This window comes from Mesorhizobium sp. M0088, from assembly GCF_040322895.1.
Classification (GTDB): domain Bacteria; phylum Pseudomonadota; class Alphaproteobacteria; order Rhizobiales; family Rhizobiaceae; genus Mesorhizobium.
In genome coordinates, this window is sequence record NZ_JAMYUI010000007.1 from 136,396 (window position 1) to 156,699 (window position 20,304).

16 protein-coding genes are annotated in these 20,304 nt (G+C 63.0%); 10 read left to right on the plus strand and 6 right to left on the minus strand.

Annotation, left to right across the window (positions count from 1 at the left end; translation table 11 throughout):
* Nucleotide 1: 1 nt before the first annotated feature.
* The 3 genes from NKJ67_RS10705 (at nt 2) to NKJ67_RS10715 (ending at nt 2,899) form a co-directional block, all read left to right on the plus strand.
* Nucleotides 2–823, plus strand: coding sequence for an ABC transporter ATP-binding protein (locus NKJ67_RS10705; RefSeq protein WP_127810519.1), 822 nt, complete (start codon nt 2–4; stop codon nt 821–823).
* A 14-nt stretch (nt 824–837) separates the two neighbouring features.
* The gene (locus NKJ67_RS10710; RefSeq protein WP_352581304.1) at nt 838–2,211 is read left to right on the plus strand and encodes an MlaD family protein; all 1,374 of its coding nucleotides are present in this window, start codon (nt 838–840) and stop codon (nt 2,209–2,211) included.
* A gap of 79 nt (nt 2,212–2,290) precedes the next feature.
* A complete protein-coding gene (locus NKJ67_RS10715) occupies nt 2,291–2,899 on the plus strand; it encodes an ABC-type transport auxiliary lipoprotein family protein (RefSeq protein WP_419197529.1) in 609 nt (202 codons plus the stop codon).
* A 52-nt stretch (nt 2,900–2,951) separates the two neighbouring features.
* On the opposite strand, the gene NKJ67_RS10720 is transcribed toward NKJ67_RS10715, so the two are convergent.
* Nucleotides 2,952–3,566, minus strand: coding sequence for a 3'-5' exonuclease (locus NKJ67_RS10720; RefSeq protein WP_352581305.1), 615 nt, complete (start codon nt 3,564–3,566; stop codon nt 2,952–2,954).
* A 180-nt stretch (nt 3,567–3,746) separates the two neighbouring features.
* On the minus strand, nt 3,747–10,058 hold the full coding sequence (locus NKJ67_RS10725) for a kinesin (RefSeq protein ID WP_352581306.1): 6,312 nt from the start codon (nt 10,056–10,058) through the stop codon (nt 3,747–3,749).
* Nucleotides 10,059–10,330: 272 nt separating this feature from the next.
* Here NKJ67_RS10725 and NKJ67_RS10730 point away from each other — a divergent pair, with 272 nt between their 5' ends.
* From NKJ67_RS10730 to NKJ67_RS10740, 3 genes are all read left to right on the plus strand, one after another.
* Nucleotides 10,331–10,699: an Hpt domain-containing protein gene (locus tag NKJ67_RS10730; protein ID WP_127269546.1), complete on the plus strand. Its 369-nt coding sequence runs from the start codon at nt 10,331–10,333 to the stop codon at nt 10,697–10,699.
* Between the two features lie 111 nt (nt 10,700–10,810).
* Nucleotides 10,811–11,131 carry a 2Fe-2S iron-sulfur cluster-binding protein gene (locus NKJ67_RS10735; protein WP_056582251.1) on the plus strand — a complete coding sequence of 107 codons (321 nt, stop codon included), beginning with the start codon at nt 10,811–10,813 and terminating at the stop codon, nt 11,129–11,131.
* Between the two features lie 195 nt (nt 11,132–11,326).
* Nucleotides 11,327–12,355, plus strand: a complete 1,029-nt coding sequence (locus tag NKJ67_RS10740) for an NAD(P)/FAD-dependent oxidoreductase (RefSeq protein WP_127269545.1) — start codon at nt 11,327–11,329, stop codon at nt 12,353–12,355.
* A 3-nt stretch (nt 12,356–12,358) separates the two neighbouring features.
* On the opposite strand, the gene NKJ67_RS10745 is transcribed toward NKJ67_RS10740, so the two are convergent.
* Together NKJ67_RS10745 and NKJ67_RS10750 are read right to left on the minus strand one after the other, a co-directional pair.
* Nucleotides 12,359–13,840: an MDR family MFS transporter gene (locus tag NKJ67_RS10745; RefSeq protein ID WP_352581307.1), complete on the minus strand. Its 1,482-nt coding sequence runs from the start codon at nt 13,838–13,840 to the stop codon at nt 12,359–12,361.
* A gap of 204 nt (nt 13,841–14,044) precedes the next feature.
* Entirely contained in the window at nt 14,045–14,683 is a 639-nt protein-coding gene (locus NKJ67_RS10750) for a DUF922 domain-containing Zn-dependent protease (protein ID WP_245470134.1), read from the minus strand.
* A 124-nt stretch (nt 14,684–14,807) separates the two neighbouring features.
* Here NKJ67_RS10750 and folP point away from each other — a divergent pair, with 124 nt between their 5' ends.
* Genes folP through folK form a run of 3 tightly spaced genes read left to right on the plus strand, consistent with a single transcriptional unit; the run spans nt 14,808 to nt 16,518 of the window.
* Nucleotides 14,808–15,659, plus strand: coding sequence for a dihydropteroate synthase (gene folP / locus NKJ67_RS10755; RefSeq protein WP_352581308.1), 852 nt, complete (start codon nt 14,808–14,810; stop codon nt 15,657–15,659).
* A 3-nt stretch (nt 15,660–15,662) separates the two neighbouring features.
* Nucleotides 15,663–16,022 (plus strand): dihydroneopterin aldolase, encoded by a 360-nt coding sequence (gene folB, locus NKJ67_RS10760; protein ID WP_023813034.1) that lies wholly within the window; start codon nt 15,663–15,665, stop codon nt 16,020–16,022.
* Nucleotides 16,006–16,518: a 2-amino-4-hydroxy-6-hydroxymethyldihydropteridine diphosphokinase gene (folK, locus tag NKJ67_RS10765; RefSeq protein WP_352581309.1), complete on the plus strand. Its 513-nt coding sequence runs from the start codon at nt 16,006–16,008 to the stop codon at nt 16,516–16,518. Before folB ends, folK begins: the two co-directional genes overlap by 17 nt.
* 179 nt (nt 16,519–16,697) lie before the next feature.
* Here the strand turns inward: folK and NKJ67_RS10770 are convergent, their stop codons facing one another.
* Together NKJ67_RS10770 and NKJ67_RS10775 are read right to left on the minus strand one after the other, a co-directional pair.
* Complete coding sequence (locus NKJ67_RS10770; protein ID WP_352581310.1) at nt 16,698–17,243, minus strand: DUF924 family protein; 546 nt, start codon at nt 17,241–17,243, stop codon at nt 16,698–16,700.
* A gap of 14 nt (nt 17,244–17,257) precedes the next feature.
* Entirely contained in the window at nt 17,258–19,093 is a 1,836-nt protein-coding gene (locus tag NKJ67_RS10775) for a monovalent cation:proton antiporter-2 (CPA2) family protein (RefSeq protein WP_352581311.1), read from the minus strand.
* Between the two features lie 161 nt (nt 19,094–19,254).
* On the opposite strand from NKJ67_RS10775, the gene NKJ67_RS10780 reads away from it, so the two are divergent.
* Nucleotides 19,255–20,244, plus strand: coding sequence for an AraC family transcriptional regulator (locus tag NKJ67_RS10780; protein ID WP_185929064.1), 990 nt, complete (start codon nt 19,255–19,257; stop codon nt 20,242–20,244).
* The last annotated feature ends 60 nt before the right edge of the window (nt 20,245–20,304 follow it).

Consider the following 20,304-nt stretch of genomic DNA (forward strand, 5'->3'; position numbering starts at 1 on the left):
GATGAAGCTGCGAAACAGGAAAAGGGCGGGCGCATTGGCGGATGAGGCGGGCGAGGGCGACATCGTGCTATCCGCGCACGACATCAGCGTGTCCTTCGCCGACAAGCTTATCCTCGACAGACTGTCGCTCGACATAAGGCGCGGCGAAATCCTTGGATTTGTCGGCGCCTCGGGTGCTGGTAAATCCGTTCTGCTGCGCACCATTCTCGGCCTGACGCGCAAGCAGTCGGGTACAATCAAGCTGTTCGGCGTCGATGTCGAGAAAGCTGATGATGCCGAGCGTCTGCGCATCGACATGCGACTTGGCGTGCTGTTCCAGCACGGCGCGCTGTTCTCGGCGCTGACAGTGCAGGAAAACGTCCAGGTGCCGATGCGCGAATATCTCGACCTGCCGCGAAAGCTGATGGACGAACTGGCGATGCTCAAGATCGAGCTGGTAGGGCTGCCGCCCGATGCAGCGCAGAAATTCCCGTCCGAACTGTCCGGCGGCATGATCAAGCGCGCCGCGCTGGCCCGGGCGCTGGCGCTCGATCCCGACATCGTCTTCCTCGACGAGCCGACATCGGGCCTCGATCCGATCAGCGCGGCGGAGTTCGACGAGCTGGTGGTCAAGCTGCGCGATACGATGGATCTGACCGTCTACATGGTGACGCACGATCTCGACACGCTGTTCACCGCTTGCGACCGGGTGGCCGTGCTCGGCAAGAAGAAAGTGCTGGTCGAAGGCACCATCGACGACATGCTGAAGAGCGAGGAACCGTGGGTAAAGTCCTATTTCCGCGGAAAACGCGCCCGGCAACTTGATCTTGCGGCGCGCGCATAGCCATAAGTGGGACAATGGAAACCAGAGCCAACTACGTCATTGTCGGCATCTTCACGCTGGCCGCGATCCTGGCGGCGTTTGCCTTCGTCTACTGGACGGCGGCGATCGGCGACAAGGGCGAGACGACGTTGCTGCGCGTGCGCATTCCGGGCTCGGCGTCCGGGCTTGGCCGCGGCAGTTTCGTGCTGTTCAACGGCGTCAAGGTCGGCGACGTCAAGCGCGTTTATATCGACGTCGACAATCCGACGGTTGCCATCGCCGATACCGAGATCGACCGCATGACACCGATCACCAAATCGACGCAAGCCGATATCGGGCTTGCCGGCCTGACCGGGCAGGCCAACATCGAACTCAAGGGCGCCGACCCAAAGGAAGTGAAACTCCTCGACCAGGCGGAAAAGGAAGGTAAGGTCGCCGAGATCGTCGCCAACCCGTCGGCGGTGACCAACCTCTTGCAGACGGCGCAGAATATCTTCACCCGCGCCGACAAGGTGCTGACCGAGCTCGAAGGCTTCACCAGGGACGTTCGCGGGCCGCTGACGCAGACCGTCCAGAATGTCCAGACCTTCTCCGATGCGCTGGCCAAGAATTCGGACGGCATCGACAAGTTCCTGTCCGCCGCCAGCACGCTGGCCGATGAGCTGAAAGGCGTTTCTGGCAAACTCGATGGCACGCTGAAGGCGGCCGAAGGCCTTCTCAACGCCGTCGACAAGGACAAGATCAAGAGCATCGTCGCCAATGTCGATACGGTTACCGGTAACCTCAAGGAGACGTCGAAGCAGCTCGACGGCGTGATCAAGAACGTCGATACAGCCGTGGGGTCGGTCAACGATTTTACCAAACGGACGCAAGGCACGCTGGCCAAGGTCGACAACGTGCTCGACGGTATCGATCCCGCACAAGTGCGCTCGGCGCTCGCCAACATCCAAAAGGCCAGCGAGAGCGCCGACAAGGCCGCCGCCGACATCGCGGAGGTGACCCACAAGTTCGCCAACCGGGCCGACGACATCGACCAGACGATCAAGGACGCAAAGCAGCTCGCGCAACGGCTCAACGATGCCTCGGTGCGCGTCGATGGCATTCTTGCCAGGGTCGATACCTTGCTCGGGTCGGGGCAGGCCGACGGCGTGATGGCGGATGCCAGGGCGACGCTGAAGTCGTTCAAGCAGGTTGCCGACACGCTGAATGCCCGCCTTGGCGTCATCACCGACAATCTGGCGCGCTTCTCGGGACAGGGACTTTCGAATGTCGAGGCTTTGGTGCAGGACAGCCGCCGTTCGATCAGCCGCATCGAAGAGGCGGTGACCGATCTCAGCCGCAATCCGCAGCGCATCCTTTCGGGTGGCGACGGCGAGGTTCGGCAATTCGATGGCAGGGCGCGGCGTTGACTTCGGCGACGGCGCGCCCCAGAAACATGAGCCGCGAAAGCGGGTCGATCTTACGATCCGGGGACAACGGGGATCGCGCGTGAAGTCTGTGTGGGTGAAAACGGGCGGGTTGACATCGGCTGCGGCACTGCTTGCCCTGACGCTGGCCGGCTGCGCGGCGTTGGGCGGCAAGCCCGCGCCGCTCGATACGTTCGAGCTGTCGGCGCCGTCGATCGACGCGCATGGCCATAGCCGCCGCCAGATCCTGATCGCGCAGCCGTCGGCGCTCAAGGCGCTGGACAGCCAGAACATCGTCATCAAACCGTCGGATCGCTCGATCCAGTATCTCAAGGGCGCGCAATGGGCCGACCGGCTGCCGCTGATCGTGCAGGCGCGGCTGGCCGAGACCTTCCAGCGCTCGGGCAGCTTTGCCGGCGTCGGCAAGCCGGGCGAGGGCCTGGCGATCGACTATCAGGTGATCGTCGAAATCCGGTCCTTCGAGGTGCGTGTCGACGGCGGCGAACATGCCGAGGTCGATCTGTTCGTGCGGATCCTGAACGATCGCAACGGCGAGGTCCGTGCCTCCAAGAGCTTCACCGCAGCCGCACCCGTCTCGGGCAGCGGCAATCCTGCCTATGTCAGCGCGCTCGACAAGGCGTTCGGCGACGCCGCCGGGCAAATCGTGCGCTGGACGGATTCGGTGATCTGAGCGCGGGGCGCGCCGGAATCCCACAAAGCTTCATCCCTCCGGGCTTCTCTGCCTACAAGCGGTCAAAGATTTCCGGGCGGAGCTTTCCGGTCTTCATCAGGTGCTGCAGGGTATAGGTGACGGACAGCGCGTCATCGAGCGCGTCGTGCCCCTGCAATGGCGGGTGTTCGACGCCATAGTAATCGGCGAGCTTGTTGCTCGGCGTTCTCGCCAGATCCTCGATCGGCATTCCGGCCGCGATCAGCAGCTTGACGGCATTGTCAAACCGGCTGGCCGGGATCGGAGGCTGAATGCCCGCGACATAGCAACTGATGGCGATCATGTTCAATTCGTCCTTGCCCCAGGACCAGAAACGCGCCCCGCCGGCAAAACGATCGACGTCGTCGAGGGCATCTCCTAGCGCCACCCCCTCGGTCTCCAGATCTTCCTCGGTAATGCCGGTCAGTTTGGTGAAGAACGGATCGAGGGCGTATCTCTGACCAAACCGGTCGACCGGTCTGATGTAGACCTTGTGTGTGCCGAGCATTGGAAAATCGCTCTCGAGTCCAAGCCTGACCGCGCCGATCTGTGCGATCACCGGGTCAGGATCGTGGGCGGCGCACCAAAATCTGCGTTGCGATCCCTCAAGGCAAAGAAACTCGCAGTCGAATATGATTGCCGTCTTCACGATCACACCCTTTGAGCGTCAGGGCAGCGGTACTGCGGGTGAACTATAGTGCCAAATCGACTTAGGGCGGATTCCGAAGGCACTGATAGTCTGGCAAGCCTGTTGCGGGCAGGTTCAGCGCGTGCCGGAGGTTAGAATAAGCACAGGCGGGACCATAGCCCCGCCTGTTCAATTCCTGTCTCAATGCAGGCGGCCGCTCGCATGGGCCAGCATGGTGTAGACCTTGCCGGTGTCCGACGTCAGGTAAGTCTGCGCCATGATGTTGTCGCGGTCGTTGCGCGAGACATCCTTGAGCAGCTTCTCGAAATCGTCGCAGTAGCGGTCGACGGCGGCGCGGAACTCGGCTTCCGCCTGATACTTGCGACGGATCTCGTCGAACGTCTGCTGTCCCTTCAGCGTGTAGAGCCGCCGCGTGAACACGTCACGCTCGCCACGCCGGTAGCGGTTCCACAGCTCGATCGAAGCATCGTGGTCGATGGCCCGCGCGATATCGACGGAGAGCGAGTTCAGCGATTCCACGACATGCAGGGGCGAGCGCTGGGCAGGGGTAGCGCGCTGCGCTTCCGCGGGGGCCGTGGGAGCTGCCGACCTGAGGTCCTCATCGTTCGATGCCGCGGTAAGCAGATCGCGCACCCATCCGCCCTGAGGCGTGCGGGCGCTGGCATCGCCGCGCGGACGCGGTGCCGCCTCGGCAGGACGCTCAAGGTCGAGCGTGCCTCGCAATGCAGGGCCGCCCAAGGGCGCCTGAGGCGTGCGCAGGTCCGGCTGCGGTGCCGGTGCGCGGCGCGGCGGCTCGGCAGCGCGTGCGGCCGGCGCTTGCGGCGCCGGGCGCAGGTTGCGTGGTTCTGATCCCTCACCGCCGCCGCGGCCGGATTTGGCCACGATGTCCGAAAGCTCCTTGAGGGCGTTGATCTGCTCGGAAACGGCGCGGCGGATGGCCGAGGTCGATTCCTTTGCCTCTTCGGGCATTTCGATGACGCCCTTCTTGAGCTCGGCCCGGGTCAGGTCGAGTTCGCTCTTGATCGAGCCGGCGGTGCGCCGCATCTCCTCGGTGGCATCGGCAAAGCGCTTGGTTGCCGAATCGACGACGTCGGTGATGGCGTTGCGGATCTTGTCGGCCGACTCCATCGTCTTGCCTTCGGCGTTCTGCAGCGTCTGGCCGACGAGATTTTCGAACGAGCGCATGACCCTTTCGAGATCTTCCGACTTCTTGACCAGGCCGACAGCGAGGTCTTCGAGCGACGATTGCCGTTCGAGCGTGTGTTCGAGATTGCTCTGGGCCGAGCTCAGCAGGTCCGAAGCGCTGGACAGCAGACGGCTGTGTTCGTCGAACTTGGTGGCGATCGACGCCACCTCGCGCAAGGTGGACGACGACAGTTCCGTCAGCCTCGTCGTGTTCGAATCGACCAGCCGCGCCGAGCTGGCGAAGGTCTGCGCGGCTTTTTCCGTGGTGGCGGCGAAGCTTTGCGTGCTGCCGCTCAGGCGTTCATCGACCTGGCCGAGATTGACCGCGGCTTGCTCGATCAGCTGGCCGAGCTGCGAACTGGACTTGGTCATCCGGCCGATGAGATCGGCGACGCTGTCGGACAGCGACGAGCGGGCGCCCTCGACCGCCGACAAGGTTTCGGCGGTGCGGCTGGCGAGCGCGTCGACAAGCGCGGCATTCTCGCTGCGCAGCTTCTCGGTGGCGCGTTCGGTGACCTCTTCCATGCTCTTTTGCAGGTCCGAGCCGCCCTGGGCGAAGCGCTCGACCAGGGGCCGTGCGGTTTCGTCGAGGATCTTCGACATTTCGGCCGAACGTGCGGCGAGCATGGTGTTGAGTTCGCGGGTGTTGGCGCCGATCGTCTTGGCGGCATCGTTGGTGCTTTGGCCGATATGCTGGCCAACCGCGGTGAAGGTCTCGGCGATCACATTGGCGCGCGAGACGAGTTGCGCCTCGGCATTCGACACCTGTTCGTTGAGCTTCTGGCCCATCGTCTCGGCTGTGAAGGCGAGGCGGTTCTCGACGCCTGAGACCTGCTCTTCGACACGGGCTGCCGCGGCCGCGGCACTCGACGCGAAACGCTCGTCCGCACCGGCAAGCGCCTGCTCGATTTCGCGGGCATGCACGGCCATCTCCTGGCCGGTCCGCCTTGCGCGTTCGGCAACCCGTTGCTCGGTATCGGCAAAGGCACCGACGATCGTCTCGGCATGCTCGCCGATCGTGGAGGTGCTGCTGGCGATGCGCGACACCAGACGCTGATCCGCCTCGTCGAAGATACGGCCGATTTCCGAGGCACGGCTCGACAGCGCTTCCGAACCTTCGGCGATGCGCGAGACGAGTTGCTGGTCGGCGGCATCGAAAATGCGGCCAAGGTCCGACGCGCGTGCGGCAAGCGCTTCGGCCGATTCGCCGATGCGCATGCCGAGCCGCTGGTCGGCGCCTTCGAAGTTGCGCAGGATGTCGCCGGCACGCGCGGCCAGCGACTGGGCGGTCTCGATAGCGCGGGCAACCAGCTTCTGGTCGGCCGCATCGAACGTGCCGGCAATCTCGCTTGCACGGGCGGCCAGATGATCCGCGGTGTCCTGGGCCCGGGCAGTCAGCTGATCGGCGGCTTCCTGGGCACGGGCGGCCAGCTTCTGATCCGCCGCGTCGAAGGTGCCGGCGATCTGGCTTGCGCGAGCGGCCAGCTGATCGGCGGTTTCATGCGCGCGGGCCAGCAGCGAGCTGGACGTATCGTCGGCACGGGCAAGCAAGGCGTTGGACGTGTCTTCGGCGCGAGCGTGGAGGCGACGGTCTGCATCCTCGAAGGTGCGGGCGATGTCTTCGGCCCGCGCCAGCAGGGCGGCGGACGTCTGCTCGGCGCGCTCGGCGATCTTGCGGTCGGCGTCGCTGAAAGCGGCACCGGCCTGCTCGTGCAGGGTGCTGGTGACTTCCAGCACCTTTTCGCGCAGGGCGCCGGCGACAAACACGGCGCTCTTCTCGAGCACGGCGCGGACGTTGTCGACGCCTGTCGAGAGCGCGCGCTCCATGGTGCCGGCGCGCTCCTCGATGATGCCCGTCTGGCGGCTGAACGCCTGCTCGATTTTTTCGACATCTCCTGCAATCGCGGCAGAGATGTCCGAGCTTCTGGCGGCGATCTGGTCGATGTGGCCCGACAGCGAGCGGTCGACATCCTTGCGGGTCTCCGCCAGCTTGCCGAGATCGTCTTCCAGCGCGCGGGTCAGCATATTGCGGCCTTCGGACAGCTTGCCGACATGTCCGGCGATGACGTTGTCGATACCGCTGCTGCTTTCGGTCAGCTTCTGCAGGTCCGCTTCGAGGGCGCGTTTGAGAATGTCGCGGCCTTCGGCCAGTTTCTCGACCTGGCCGGCGACCAGACCGTCGATGCTGGAGCGGCTTTCGGCCAGCTTGGCGAGGTCGGCTTCTAGCGCGCGCTTCAGAACATCGCGGCCTTCGGCGAGCTTCTCGACCTGGCCGGCGACCAGGCCATCGATGCTGGAGCGGCTCTCGGCCAGCTTGGCGAGATCGTCCTCGAGCGCCTTCGACAGGGTCGAGCGCTCCTGGACGAGCCTTTCCGCGTGGCTGTTGACGAGGCCGCCGACGTTTTCGAGGTCGGCTTCAAGCGCTTTCGACAGCGTCGAACGGTCCTGCACGAGCCTTTCGGAATGGCTGTTGACCAGGCCGTTGACGCTTTCGAGATCAGCCTCGAGCGCCCGGGCGAACTGTGCCCGGTCATCGACCAGTTTCTGCGACTGGTCGGCAATGGTGCCCTTGATCGCATTGAGGTCGGATTCCAGAGCACGCCGCAGGATATCTCGGCCCTCGGACAGCTTCTCGACCTGACCGGCAACCAGCCCGTCGATGCTGGAACGGCTGTCGGCCAGCTTGGCGAGGTCATCCTCAAGGGCCCTCGACAGGGCGGAGCGGTCTTGGACGAGCTTGTTCATGTGATCGGCGATGACGCTGTTCACATTCTGCAGATCGGCTTCCAGGACCCGGGAAAGCTGACCGCGATCCTCGGCCAGCTTTTCCGACTGGCTCGATATGACGCCCTTGATCGTGTTCAGATCGGATTCCAGCGCGCGCTTGAGAATGTCGCGGCCTTCCGCCAGCTTCTCGACCTGACCGGCGACCAGACCGTCGATGCTCGAACGGCTTTCAGCCAGCTTGGCAAGGTCGGCCTCAAGCGTCTGGGACAGCAGGCCGCGGTCCTCGGCCAGCCGTCCCGAGTGGCTTTCGATCAGGCCGCGTATTCCGGACAGATCGCTGTCGAGCGAATGGGAAAGCTGCGTGCGGTCCTCCGCCAGTTTGGCGGAGTGGGTTTCGATGAGGCTCTTGATGCCGACGATGTCGTTTTCCAACGCCTTGGCGAGCACGGCGCGGCCCTCGGCGATCTTCTCGACCTGACTGGCGACCAGACCGTCGATGCTGGCGCGGCTGTCGGACAATTTGCCGAGGTCGGCCTCCAGGGCGCGTGACAGAATGTTGCGGCCCTCGGCGAGCTTGCCGACATGGCCCGCGACCATTTCATCAATAATCGTACGGGCTTGCACCAGTTTCCCGGAGTCTTCGTTTAGGGCAGTGGAGAGCCTGTTGCGGCCTTCTTCCAGCCTTTCGAGATGGCTGCCGAGCGATGCATCGATGGCCGCCCGCGATTCATTGACCTTGCGCAGGTCCTCTTCGAGAGCGCGCGAGATCAGGCTGCGGCCTTCGGCCAGCTTCTGCACCTGGTTGGTTACCGCCGCATCGATGCCGGCGCGGCCCTCGGCGAACTTCGCCAGGTCGGCCTCCATGGCCGCGGCCATGCGCTCGCGGCTTTCGGACAGTTTCCTGCTGTGGTTCTCGACGGCTTCCTCGATGCCGACGCGGGCGTCGGCGAGCCGCTGGATGTCGCTGTCGAACGAACGCGACACGACATGGCGGGCGGCCTCCATGCGCCCGGCGAAGTCGCTGGCGCGGGCTTCGAGCATGGAGGAGGTCGAGGTGACGATGTCGGCCATGTCGGCGCCGATCTGGGTCTTGCCCTGATCAATCATCGCCGACAGCGTGTCCTTGCTCTCGGCAAAGGTATGGGCGATTTCGCGTGCGCGCTCGACCAGCGTTTCGTTGATCTGGCGGGCGCGGGCTTCGAGTGCCGCATTGAGCTTCTGCGTTCCGGTGTCCAGCGCCTCGGCGCGCGTCTGGAACTCGCTGATCAGTGCCTGGCCGCGTTCGGCGAGCGTCCGCTCGATGCCGTTGAGGCTGGCCTCGAATTCGGAATTGAGGGTGCGCGCGGCACCGCCGAGCAGCGACACCATGCCGGTGGTGCGATCGTCGAGCAGATCGGTCAACGACCGTGTCAGGCCGTCAGTGGTGTCCGTCAGCTTGGCAATGCGGGTGTCGAGAAGGCTGGCGAAGGCTTCGCCTGAGGTCGACAGACGGTCGGTGATCGAATCGAGCCGGCCTTCGACGGAATCGAAGATCGACATCGAGCTTTCGTTGATGCGATCGATCAGCGTGTCGCCGGAATTGGTGATCGTCATCGACAATTTGGTCGACGCATTGAGGATCGAGTCGCGTATGATGTCGGAGGCGGCGCCGATCTCGTCCTTCAGCGTCTCGTGCGCGCCGGTGATCGAAGCGCGGACGCGCTCGGCATGGGTGACGACGGCTTCGCGCTCGCTGCCGAGCCCGTCGACCAGCGAGCGGATGCGGGATTCATTCTCGGAATAGGAGCGTTCGATCTGGTTGACTTCGCTGTGGACCAGCGTTTCCAGCTCGACCGCGCGGGCAAGCGTGCGTTCGATGCCTTCGCCCATGGCCGCGACCTCGCGACGAACGGCCTGGCCGATCATCATGACGCGATCCTGGGCAAGGTTTTCCGGCTCGGTCAGGCGGAAGGCCACTTCGGTCATCGACTGTGCGGCGATGCGCATTTCCTGGGCGCGGCGAATCATGGCGGCGAAGGCCCAGAACAGGATGACGGGCACGATGGCCGCGACCGCAAGGCCGATCAGCTCCGGACGGGCAAGGAACTGGTCGAGCGTACGGATTCTCCAGATGCTCGGTCCGAAAAGCAGATTGGCCAAACCGCCGGCGCCAGCGAACCAGGCGAGCGAAACGAAGGCAACGACCCAGTAAATGGTGTTCGAGGCACGCCTGTTGAGGCTGTGCAGAAGCGTCTTATAGTCCTTCTGGCGATCGTCATTGGCCGGCGCGAAACCCGCGGGCTGGGCGCCATTGCGCGGTTCCACGGGGCGCAATTCGGCAGGCTTTGCCTTCGGCGCGGGTTTCGCGGCGTGGTTCTGATTGACTACGGGCTCCGGGTTTTGTTCCGGCTTATGATTGCGTCCCTCGCGCGCCAACTCGTCGGCCGCCTGGGATATCTGAGCTTCCAGATCCTCCATAGAAGCCGCGATGTCGAGGTCGCCGTTGCCGATCTCGTTGCTGAGGTCGAGATCGAGCGCCTTTTCCAGTTCCCTGGCCACGTCGCTGTCGAGAGTTCTCGTCGTCGTTGGTTTCTTTGCCATGCCTTCGCTACCCTGTACTAGCTGCCGCGGGCTTATAATTCTGTTTGTCTTGCCCCGCGCAGGAGGCTGAAAATGGACCCCTCGTATCGTAATGACACAGGGGGGTAAAGAAAACATGCATTCCGCGGGATACGTAAAACTTTAAATATAAGGTTAACGGAACTGTGATTTGGGCGCCGCTTTGGCAACATTTTTCCCGGCCATTCATTAACCCGTTGTCCATTGGATTCGCCTAGGTTTTTGGGCGAATCGAAGAAACGGAGTTCGAGTTCATGCGTGGCGAAAGCGGCATTGCCTTCTCAATGCCCGGGGGCGACGTATCCGGACCAAGGCGGTCACGGCCGGTCGATTTGGCACACCTTGCCCGCCAGACGATGGGTGACCGCAGCCTTGAGCAAGAGGTGCTGGCGCTGTTTGTACAGCAGGCGCTGTCCGTGCGCGACAGAATAGTCGACGCCGACATCAAGGACCGGCTTCTGCTCGCCCATGGATTGAAGGGTTCGGCACGGGGCGTCGGCGCCTTTGCCATCGCCGATTGCGCCACCGAGATCGAGCACCGGCCGGAAGACGGCCAGACGCTCAAACGGCTTGGCATGCTGATCGACGAAGTGCGCGATTTCATCGCCGCCATCAACCGCTGAATCCGCGCTGAACCCGATTTGCGGAAAAACGTCATCGGGCGGCGCTTTCATGCGGCAGTTGACTTGTCAGCCGGAGTGATTATCTCGGCTGGAACTCCCTTCAGGTGACAAATGACCAAGCTGACTTTCATTGCCCATGACGGCACGCATTTCGACATGGACGCCGAGAACGGCTCTACGGTCATGGAGAACGCGATCCGCAACGCCGTGCCCGGGATCGAAGCCGAATGCGGCGGCGCCTGCGCCTGTGCCACCTGTCACGTCTATGTCGACGAAGCCTGGACGGCTGAAGTCGGCGAGCCGGAAGCGATGGAAGAGGACATGCTGGACTTCGCTTACGACGTCCAGCCTAACTCACGGCTGTCGTGCCAGATCAAGGTGCGAGACGCGCTCGACGGTCTCATTGTGCGGGTGCCTGCCCGTCAGGGATAAGCGCAGTATCTTTGCCAACTGATTTTTCCCGCTGCGGCTTGGCAGCGGAGCGATGGTCATGCAGTGTCCTGCTGTTTCACTACAGCGCCGCGCGTCCTCTTGGACGCGCAAAGGACGCTGTAGGACTTTTATTTGCGCATGATCCTTTCCGAAAATCGATCCGATTTTCGGGGTCATGCGCAGCGAGGCACAGGCATGACCGACATTATCAGGACAGACGTGCTTATTGTCGGGGCAGGACCGGTTGGCCTGTTTGCCGTGTTCGAGCTCGGCCTGTTCGACATGAAATGCCACCTGATCGACATTCTCGATCGGCCGGGCGGCCAGTGCGCGGAGCTCTATCCGGAAAAGCCGATCTACGACATTCCAGGCTGGCCTTCGATCTCGGCGCAGGGGCTGGTCGACAAATTGCTCGAGCAGATCGCGCCGTTCAAGCCTGATTTCAGCTACAACCGAATGGTTTCCAGCCTGGAAAAACTGGAGGACGGCAGTTTTCGCGTCACCACCGACGAAAACGAGGTGTTCGAGGCCAAGGTGGTGGTGATTGCCGCCGGCGGCGGCTCCTTCCAGCCCAAGCGTCCGCCGATCCCCGGCATAGAGCCCTATGAAGGCAAGAGCGTCTTCTATTCGGTGCGCCGGATGGAGGATTTTCGCGGCCATGACCTCGTTATCGTCGGTGGCGGCGACTCGGCACTCGACTGGACGCTGAACCTGCAGCCGGTGGCAAAGAGCGTGACGCTGGTGCACCGGCGGCCCGAGTTCCGTGCCGCCCCCGACAGCGTCAACAAGATGTATGCCATGCAGGAGATGAGGCAGCTGGAGTTCCAGGTCGGGCAGGTGACCGGATTGACCGGTGCCGACGGCCAACTGTCATCGGCCACCATCAAGGGACCTGACGGCGATGTCGAGGTGCCTTGCACGCGCATGCTGCCGTTCTTCGGCCTGACCATGAAGCTCGGACCGATCGCGGAGTGGGGTCTCAACCTTCACGAGAACCTTATTCCGGTCGATACCGAGAAGTTCCAGACATCGGTGCCCGGTATCTTCGCGGTCGGCGACATCAACTGGTATCCGGGCAAGCTGAAGCTGATCCTGTCTGGCTTCCACGAAGTGGCGCTGATGGCGCAGGCCGCCAAGCGCATCATCAGCCCCGGCGAGCGCATCGTTTTCCAGTACACGACCTCATCGACCAGCCTGCAGAAGAAGCTCGGCGTCTCCGGCTGAAGCTTACTCGGCGAGGATGGGCGCCGCATTGTCGGCGTAACCGCGAAGCTCCTTTTCGGGCATCAGCGTCAGCGTGATCAGCCCCAGCAGCAATGTAACGGCGGCGACGGCAAAGATCATCACGAACGGCTCGACCGTCGCGTTATGGCCCACGATCCGCACGCCTTCACCGGCAAGTGGCAAGCCGTAGCCCAGAGCGACCGCGCCGAGCATCGCGACACCAAGCGCACTGCCAAGCGAACGCAGGAATGTCAGCACGCCCGTCGCGACGCCAAGATGCACGCGATCGACGGCGTTCTGGACCGACACGGTGGTGACCGGAAACGTCGTTCCGGTTCCAAACCCGATGCAGATCGTCAAGACCTCTACCTCCAGCAGCGTTGCATATCCTGCGACGACGGCCAGCAGGCAGAGGCACAGCATGCTGAAGACGACGCCCACCATCGCGATGCGCTTGTAGTGGGTGAAATGCGGTATCATACGCCCGCTGAATGCCGCGCCGCCGACGGTCCCCAGCAGAAGCCCGAGCATCGCGATGCCCGACTCTGCCGCAGACAGGCCGAGCACCGCCTGAAGATAGACGGGCAGGTACACAGCCATGCCGACGCTTGCGGCCTGAAGCAGGAACATCGAAAGCGTGCCCGCCAGAACGATTGGATTGCCAAGCACTTCGAGTGAGATGAGCGGCTCGGCGGCTCGCATAAGCCGCAAGGCAAAAGCGCCCCAGAAAATCGCCGAACCGCAGAGAACGCCGATGACTTCAAGCGAAATCCAGGGATAGGCGCTGCCGCCCCAGTTCAATGCGAGCAGCAGCAGCGCCGTGGCAGCGATCAGAAGCAACGCCCCCAGGCCGTCGATGCGGTGGCGCTTTGCGGCAACTGGCAGCTTCTTGAGCGGCTTGTTGATGATCGCCATCGCAAGAACACCAAGCGGAATGTTGATCCAGAAGATCAGGGACCAGTGCAGGTGCTCTGCGAAGGTGCCGCCGAGCAACGGACCGGCAACGCTGGCGACAGCCCATGTGCCGGAGAACCAGGCGGCATAGCGTGCCCGCTCGCGCGGCGGAACGAGATCGCCGACGACGGTCTGCGTCAACGCGAACAAGCCGCCGCCGCCGGCGCCCTGGATCGCCCGCCCGACAACCAGCACAAACATGTTGGGAGCCATCGCACTGACCAGCGATCCCGCCAAAAAGATCAGGATCGCGGCATAGACAGTCGGCCGGCGGCCGTAGACGTCGGAAATCTTGCCGTAGAGCGGGGCCACGGCGGTAGCGGTCAGGAGATAACCGGTGACGATCCATGGCAGATAGTGTGCGTTTCCGAGCGCATGCCCAATGGTCGGCATGGCTGGCGCAACAATGGTCTGGTCGAGTGCCGCCAACAGCATCGACAACAGCACGCCGCCGATAATGGCGTTCTTTTCGCTCTCTGTTATCGGCGTGCCGGTTTCCGCCATCGTTTTGTTATCGACAGCCTGGTCCATGATCGTTCATCCATAAGCTTGCGATTTGACCGGCCCTGTTCAGCCGTTCCGGTTTCTTGACCGTTTGGATCGCATTGGTGTTTTAAGCTCGCGTCTGGCGAGCCTGACATATGTCGTCCCATATAGGCCGGTTTCGACAGGGGCTCGAAAGTTTTTCGAATCTGGCACTACCTTCGGCGATTTTGGCTTTCAGTTCGGGTGCGTTCAGGCCGGCGGCAGTCGGCCATTCCCGATGCGCTCCATGCGGTAGCGCAGCAGCCGCAAGATGCGGCTTTCGAAATTGACGCTTTCGACGCGGTCGAACTGAAGCTGGGCGCGGTCGTGCCTGGCCAGAACAGCCGCGGTGATGGCTGCCGCCTTGGCCTTGGCGGCGTCGCAGTTCTTTTGCGGGTAGGTGGCCTTCAAGGCCTCTTCGAGTTCGCCGCCATGGTTCTTGGCGATTTCGACATGGCGCTCCTCATGGCGCTTGATGTCGGCGGACAGCGTATCCCAGAACAGCCTGACATCGGCATCGGCCTTGCGCGGGCGCCGCCACTCGGGAAGGATCACCTTCACTTTGACGGTCACCGCCGCGTCGGCGATCCGGCAGGAACTCGGCGTCTGCGCATAGCTGACACGGGTGGTGAAGGCCATTTGGGTGGCGCCCGGGTGCCGGTTGCCGGTACTTTTCACCTCCGGCCCGCGTTTGGAGAGTTGTGCCTCGATGTCGTCGAGGGTGCTGCCGCCGATGGCGAAATAGCTGTACGTCTTGACGAGATTGGCGGTCGCCGCCGGAAGCGGGGTCATGGCGAGCAGCAGCGCGCAAGCCAAGGATCGTTTCACGCCCAGGGACCGTCTTTTCATGCCAAGCATGGCCCGCTTCATCATGTTGCCTCTTCGATCACCTTGCTTTACGGCCGTTGCCGGCGCAATGAAATTGATCCGCCAGGGATCACACATGATTGATGAACTCCATGGTCGATGAGCAATGACGGCCCGGCGATGGCAGTTGGCGCATGGACGCCATCTCGACCTTGGCGGCAAGGCCGTGGTCGTCGGCATCCTCAATGTCACGCCCGATAGCTTTTCCGACGGCGGCCAGTTCGACGCCCCTGAAAAGGCGCTGGCCCAGGCGCGCCGCATGATCGGGGAAGGGGCACTGGTTGTCGATGTCGGCGGAGAATCGACGCGCCCAGGTGCTGCCGCGGTATCGGCCAGCCAGGAACAGGAGCGCATCCTGCCGGTGATCGAAGCGCTGGCGGGCGTGAGCGAGGTGCTGATTTCGGTCGACACCTATCGTGCCGACACGGCGCGGCTGGCGGTCGCCGCCGGCGCGCATATCGTCAACGATGTCTGGGGTTTGCAGCGCGAGCCCGATATTGCGCGTGTCGCCGCCGACACCGGCGCGGGGCTTGTCATCATGCATACCGGGCGGGATCGCCAGAAGCTGCCGGACGCGATTGCCGATCAGTTGGCATTCCTGCGAAGGTCGCTGGAAATCGCCCGCCAGAACGGCATCGCCGACGATCGTATCGTGCTCGATCCCGGTTTCGGATTCGCCAAGGAGACGGCGGAGGAAAATCTCGACCTGATGGCACGCTTTTCGGAATTGCATGCCCTCGGCCTGCCGCTGATGGCCGGTACGTCGCGAAAACGCTTCATCGGCACGGTCACCGGCCGTGATGCCGCCGACAGAGGGGTCGGAACAGCGGCGACCAGCGTTATATTGAGGCTCCAGGGCGCCGATCTGTTTCGCGTCCACGATGTCGCATTCAACGTGGACGCGTTGGCGCTCGCGGATGCTATGCTGGCGCGTCAGACGGACCGGGCGAGAAACTGAGCGATGTATGTCATCCGCATGAAGAACTGCGCTTTCTTTGCCCGGCACGGCGTGCTGGACGAGGAGGAAAGGCTCGGCCAGCGCTTCTATGTCGATGCTGTTCTCACCGTCGATCCAGGCCGCGCACTTGCCGAGGATTCGATCGAGGATACAGTCCACTACGGCATTGCATTCACCGTCATTGAGAAGATCATCACCGGGCAGCGCCGTTTTCTGATCGAGTCGCTGGCGCTCGAAGTGGCCCGTGCGCTGACGGCGCGTTTTCCGCAGATTAAGAAGGCCGAGATCACGGTGCGCAAGCCGAACGCACCGGTGCCCGGCGTGCTCGATTATGTCGAGGTGACCGTTGTCTGGCCCGAATAGTACCGTTTATCTCAGCCTTGGCGGCAATCTTGGCGATCCGGCGAAATCCATGGGCGCGGCGCTGCGCATGCTGGATGCCGACGCGGATACGCGCGTCACCGGCGTCTCCTCGCTTTATCGCACGCCGCCATGGGGCAAGCTCGATCAGCCGGATTTTCTCAATGCGGCCGCCGAATTTTCCACCGTGCTTGCACCGCGTGCCTTGCTCGACCTCTGCCTCGATGCGGAGCGCAAGCTGAAGCGTGTCCGGGAGGAGCGCTGGGGGCCGCGGCTGATCGACATCGATATTCTGGTGTTCGGGGACCGCGTCATCCACGAGACCGGGCTGGAGGTACCGCATCCGCGCATGCTGGAGCGCGCCTTCGTGCTGGCGCCGCTGGCCGAGATCGCGCCCAGCCTGGTTGTCAGCGGTCGCAGCATCACCGACCGTCTGGTCGCCGTCGATACCTCAGGCATCGAGCGATTGTCCTCCGGCCGGGATTGGTGGTTGGCCTAGGTGCGTTGATATTCAGGTGATGCCGGCCTGCAAACGGCGAGTTCCTGCGCTTCCCCGTTCTACCGCGTCGCGGTAGAACTGTGCTCACGTACCCAAATGTACGCTCCGCTCCGGTTCTCGGAACCCACCGTTTTCGACTCGGCCTGACCTGAATCTCAACACACCTTGGAGCGGGGTCTTTAACCGGAGAAGCCGCCACCATCCAGAAACGTCTGCTCCTGCAGGGTGGTTTCGCGGCCAAGCATCTTGTTTCGGTGCGGAAAACGGCCGAAATTCTGAATGATATCGCGATGTTCGACAGCATACTTCAGGTAGGGCTCTGCCCTGGCCTGCGTCAGCTCGACCGAAATGTCCTGGTCGGCCAGCAGTTCCGAATGCTCGTACGGCAGATAGAGGAAAACACGAAGCCTTTCCTCGAGTGCCAGGTCATGGCCGGCCGCGATCGCCCTCTCTGCGAAATGTCTGGCGAGCGGATCGGTCGCGTACATATGGCCGGTGCCGCGAAAACAGTTCCGCGGAAACTGGTCGAGCAGGATCATCAGCGCCAGCGCACCTTCGGCATGTTCCAGCCAGTCGTCGCATTCACGCCGCGCGGCGGCGTAGTGCAGGCCGAGAAAGCGGTCGCGGAACTCGGCATCGAATGCTTCGTTCTTCTCGAACCAGGCATCCTCGCCGGCATCGCGCCAGAATTTGGTGACCGACAGGGCTCTGCTGTCCAATTCCATGCCTGATTCCTTGCTCAATCGGCGGGTTCGGACTTGTGCAGCACACCCGCGGTCTCTTCGTTGAGTGCCTGACCAGGCCGGCGCGGCGTGGAGAGCGGTGTCGGAATCGGCGTGCCGATATTGCCTCTCAGGAAGCGCTGCCCGGCGCGAATGCCCTCGGCGAGCTGGGTTTCGAAGCGGTCGGTGTCGCGGCGTCTGACGTCTTCGATCGTTTCAGCCACGTCTTCGGGATCGACGCCCAGCGATTCCAGGGCCGAGCCGCCGAAAACAAGTGCGGATTCGAAGGTTTCGCGCAGCTGGTAGTCGACGCCGGCGCGAATGAGCTGCAGCGCGGTACCACGATCGAAAGCGCGGGCCAGCACGGTGAGCAAAGGAAACTCAGCCTTGATGAGCTCCGCGATGCGAACAGCCACATCGGCCTTGTCGACGCAGATCAGCACGGCGCGCGCACGGCCGGCGCCGGCGGCATGCAGGATGTCCAGTCGCGTGCCGTCGCCATAATAGACCTTGAAGCCGAAATCGGCCGCCGCCTGGATCATTTCGACGTCATTGTCGATGATCGAGACGTCGATGCCGCGCAGCAGCAGCGGCTGGCTCGCGATCTGGCCGAAGCGGCCGAAACCAATGACCAGCACGCTGCCGGTCAGGCCATCGGCGACATCGACCCCGTCGAGCGACTGCTCGTCACGCGGCGTCAGATAGCGCAAGGCGATGATGGCCAGCGGCGTCAGCACCATGGAGATGATGACGATCGCCGTCAGCGTCGCGTTGGCCTGGCCGTCGATGATGCCGACCGCCGCGGCCGCCGAGTAAAGGACAAAGGCGAATTCGCCGCCTTGTGCCATGAAGACCGCGCGCTCCAGGGCTTCGCGGTGGCCTGATTTCAGGATGCGGGCGACGATGTAGATACCGAATGCCTTCATCACCATGTAGGCGACGACATAGATGGCGATCAGCCGCCAGTTCGCCGCGACCACATGCAGGTCGAGCGACATGCCTACCGCGAGAAAGAACAGGCCAAGCAGGATGCCGCGGAAGGGTTCGATGTCGGCTTCGAGTTGGTGGCGGAAGGTCGATTCAGACAAAAGCACGCCGGCCAGGAAGGCACCCATCGCCATCGACAGGCCGCTGAGCTGCATGGCGAGGGCGGAGCCAAGGACGACCAGAAGTGCCGCCGCCGTCATCACCTCGCGGGCACGGGCATCCGCCAGGATGCGGAAGAACGGGTTGAGCAGATAACGGCCGGCCACCACCAGGCCGATGATCGCGGCAAGGCCGATGCCGATTTCGGTCAGGCGCTCCGACAGGCTGGTGTCGGCTCCACCGGGTGCCAGGAACGCGATCAGGGCCAGCAGCGGCACGATGGCAAGGTCCTCGAGCAGCAGGACCGATACGATGCGCTGGCCTTTCGGTGCGGCGATTTCACCGCGTTCCTCCAGGAGTTGCATGACGATCGCCGTCGAGGTCAGCACGAAGCCGGCGCCGGCGACGAAGGATTGCGCGATCGGAAACCCTCCCGCCATGCCGACACCGGTCAGCAGCAGCGCGCAGACGCCGACCTGCAGCGCGCCGAGGCCGAAGATCTCGCGGCGCAGGCCCCACAGCCGCGATGGCTGCATTTCCAGCCCGATGATGAACAGGAACATCACCACACCGAGCTCGGCGACATGAAGAATGGCTTCCGATTCGGAAAAGACGCCGAGGCCGAACGGACCGATCACCACGCCGGCGGCCAGATAGCCGAGGATCGAGCCAAGGCCCATGCGCTTGAAGATTGGAACGGCAACGACGCCGGCAGCAAGCAGTGCCACCACCTGAACCAGATCACTGCCCGATGCTTCCGCCGCCATGCCTCTTGTCCCTGTGTCTAGCAGAAACTCCTTGCATGCAGTTGGAGTGGGAGGCAAGGCGAGAAATCTGCCGGGAAGGGTAGGGCGCCGCTGCAACGATTCACCTGGTGGAACAACGGTCCCCGCTTGCCTGCCGGACGTTCGGCATCTATATCAGGTATATGCCTGACTATTCGTCCCGTCCGTCTTCGACGCCACATATCCCGATGGATGCGCTCAGCGAAGTTCTGCAAGACTTTCGCTTGAGTGGTGTCAACTATGGCCGCTGCGAGCTCCGGCACCCATGGAGCATAGACTTTCCGCAACAACAGCTGCTTCGGTTTCACTTTGTCGGCCAGGGCCCGTGCTGGATTCATACTGAATCGCAAGGCTGGCAGGAGTTGCGCGATGGCGATCTGGTGCTGCTGCCGCAAGGCATCGCCCATCGGCTGGCGAGCGCGCCGGACGTTGCAGGGGACTCGCTCGAAGGTTGCCAGGTGATCAAGTTGGGGGGCAACGTCTGCGAAGTGGTACGGCAAGGAACGGGCGCCACGAGCACCCTTTTCTGCGGCTCCATGGCCTTGGACTCCTATGCACTCAACCCATTGATAACGTTGATGCCGCCTGTCATCAAGGGTTGCGACGTGGCCGGCAATGACCCGGTCGTCGGTCCTTTGCTGGCGGCCATGACGGTGGAGGCCTCGCAACCGCAGATGGGCAGCGCCACGATTCTGTCGCGTATGGCCGACTTGCTGACGGCCCGGCTCATACGCTGCTGGGTCAATTGCAACGGAGCCTCGACCACCGGTTGGCTCGCAGCCATCCGCGATCCCCATATAGGCCGCGCTTTGGCGGCCATGCACCGCAGCCCCGGCCACAACTGGACGCTGGGAAGCCTGGCCGGCGTGGCAGGCCAATCGCGTTCGATTTTCGCCGAGCGTTTCAGTGCGGTATTGGGAGAGGGTGCCGCACACTATCTCGCCCGCCTGCGTATGCAGCTTGCCCGCGAATTGCTGGGCCAAAACGGCTTGTCGGTTGCCGAAGTCGCTACCCGTTTGGGCTATGATTCCGAGGCATCCTTCGCGCGCGCGTTCAAGCGCATCACCAATGTCTCGCCGGGCGTTGTGCGCCGCACAATTCCCGGACGAATGGATATGAATTTCGGATTCTAAGATACATATCATCCGAGCGGACTCGCCTATTTAAGACCTCCAAACTTTGGAGATCTTTCC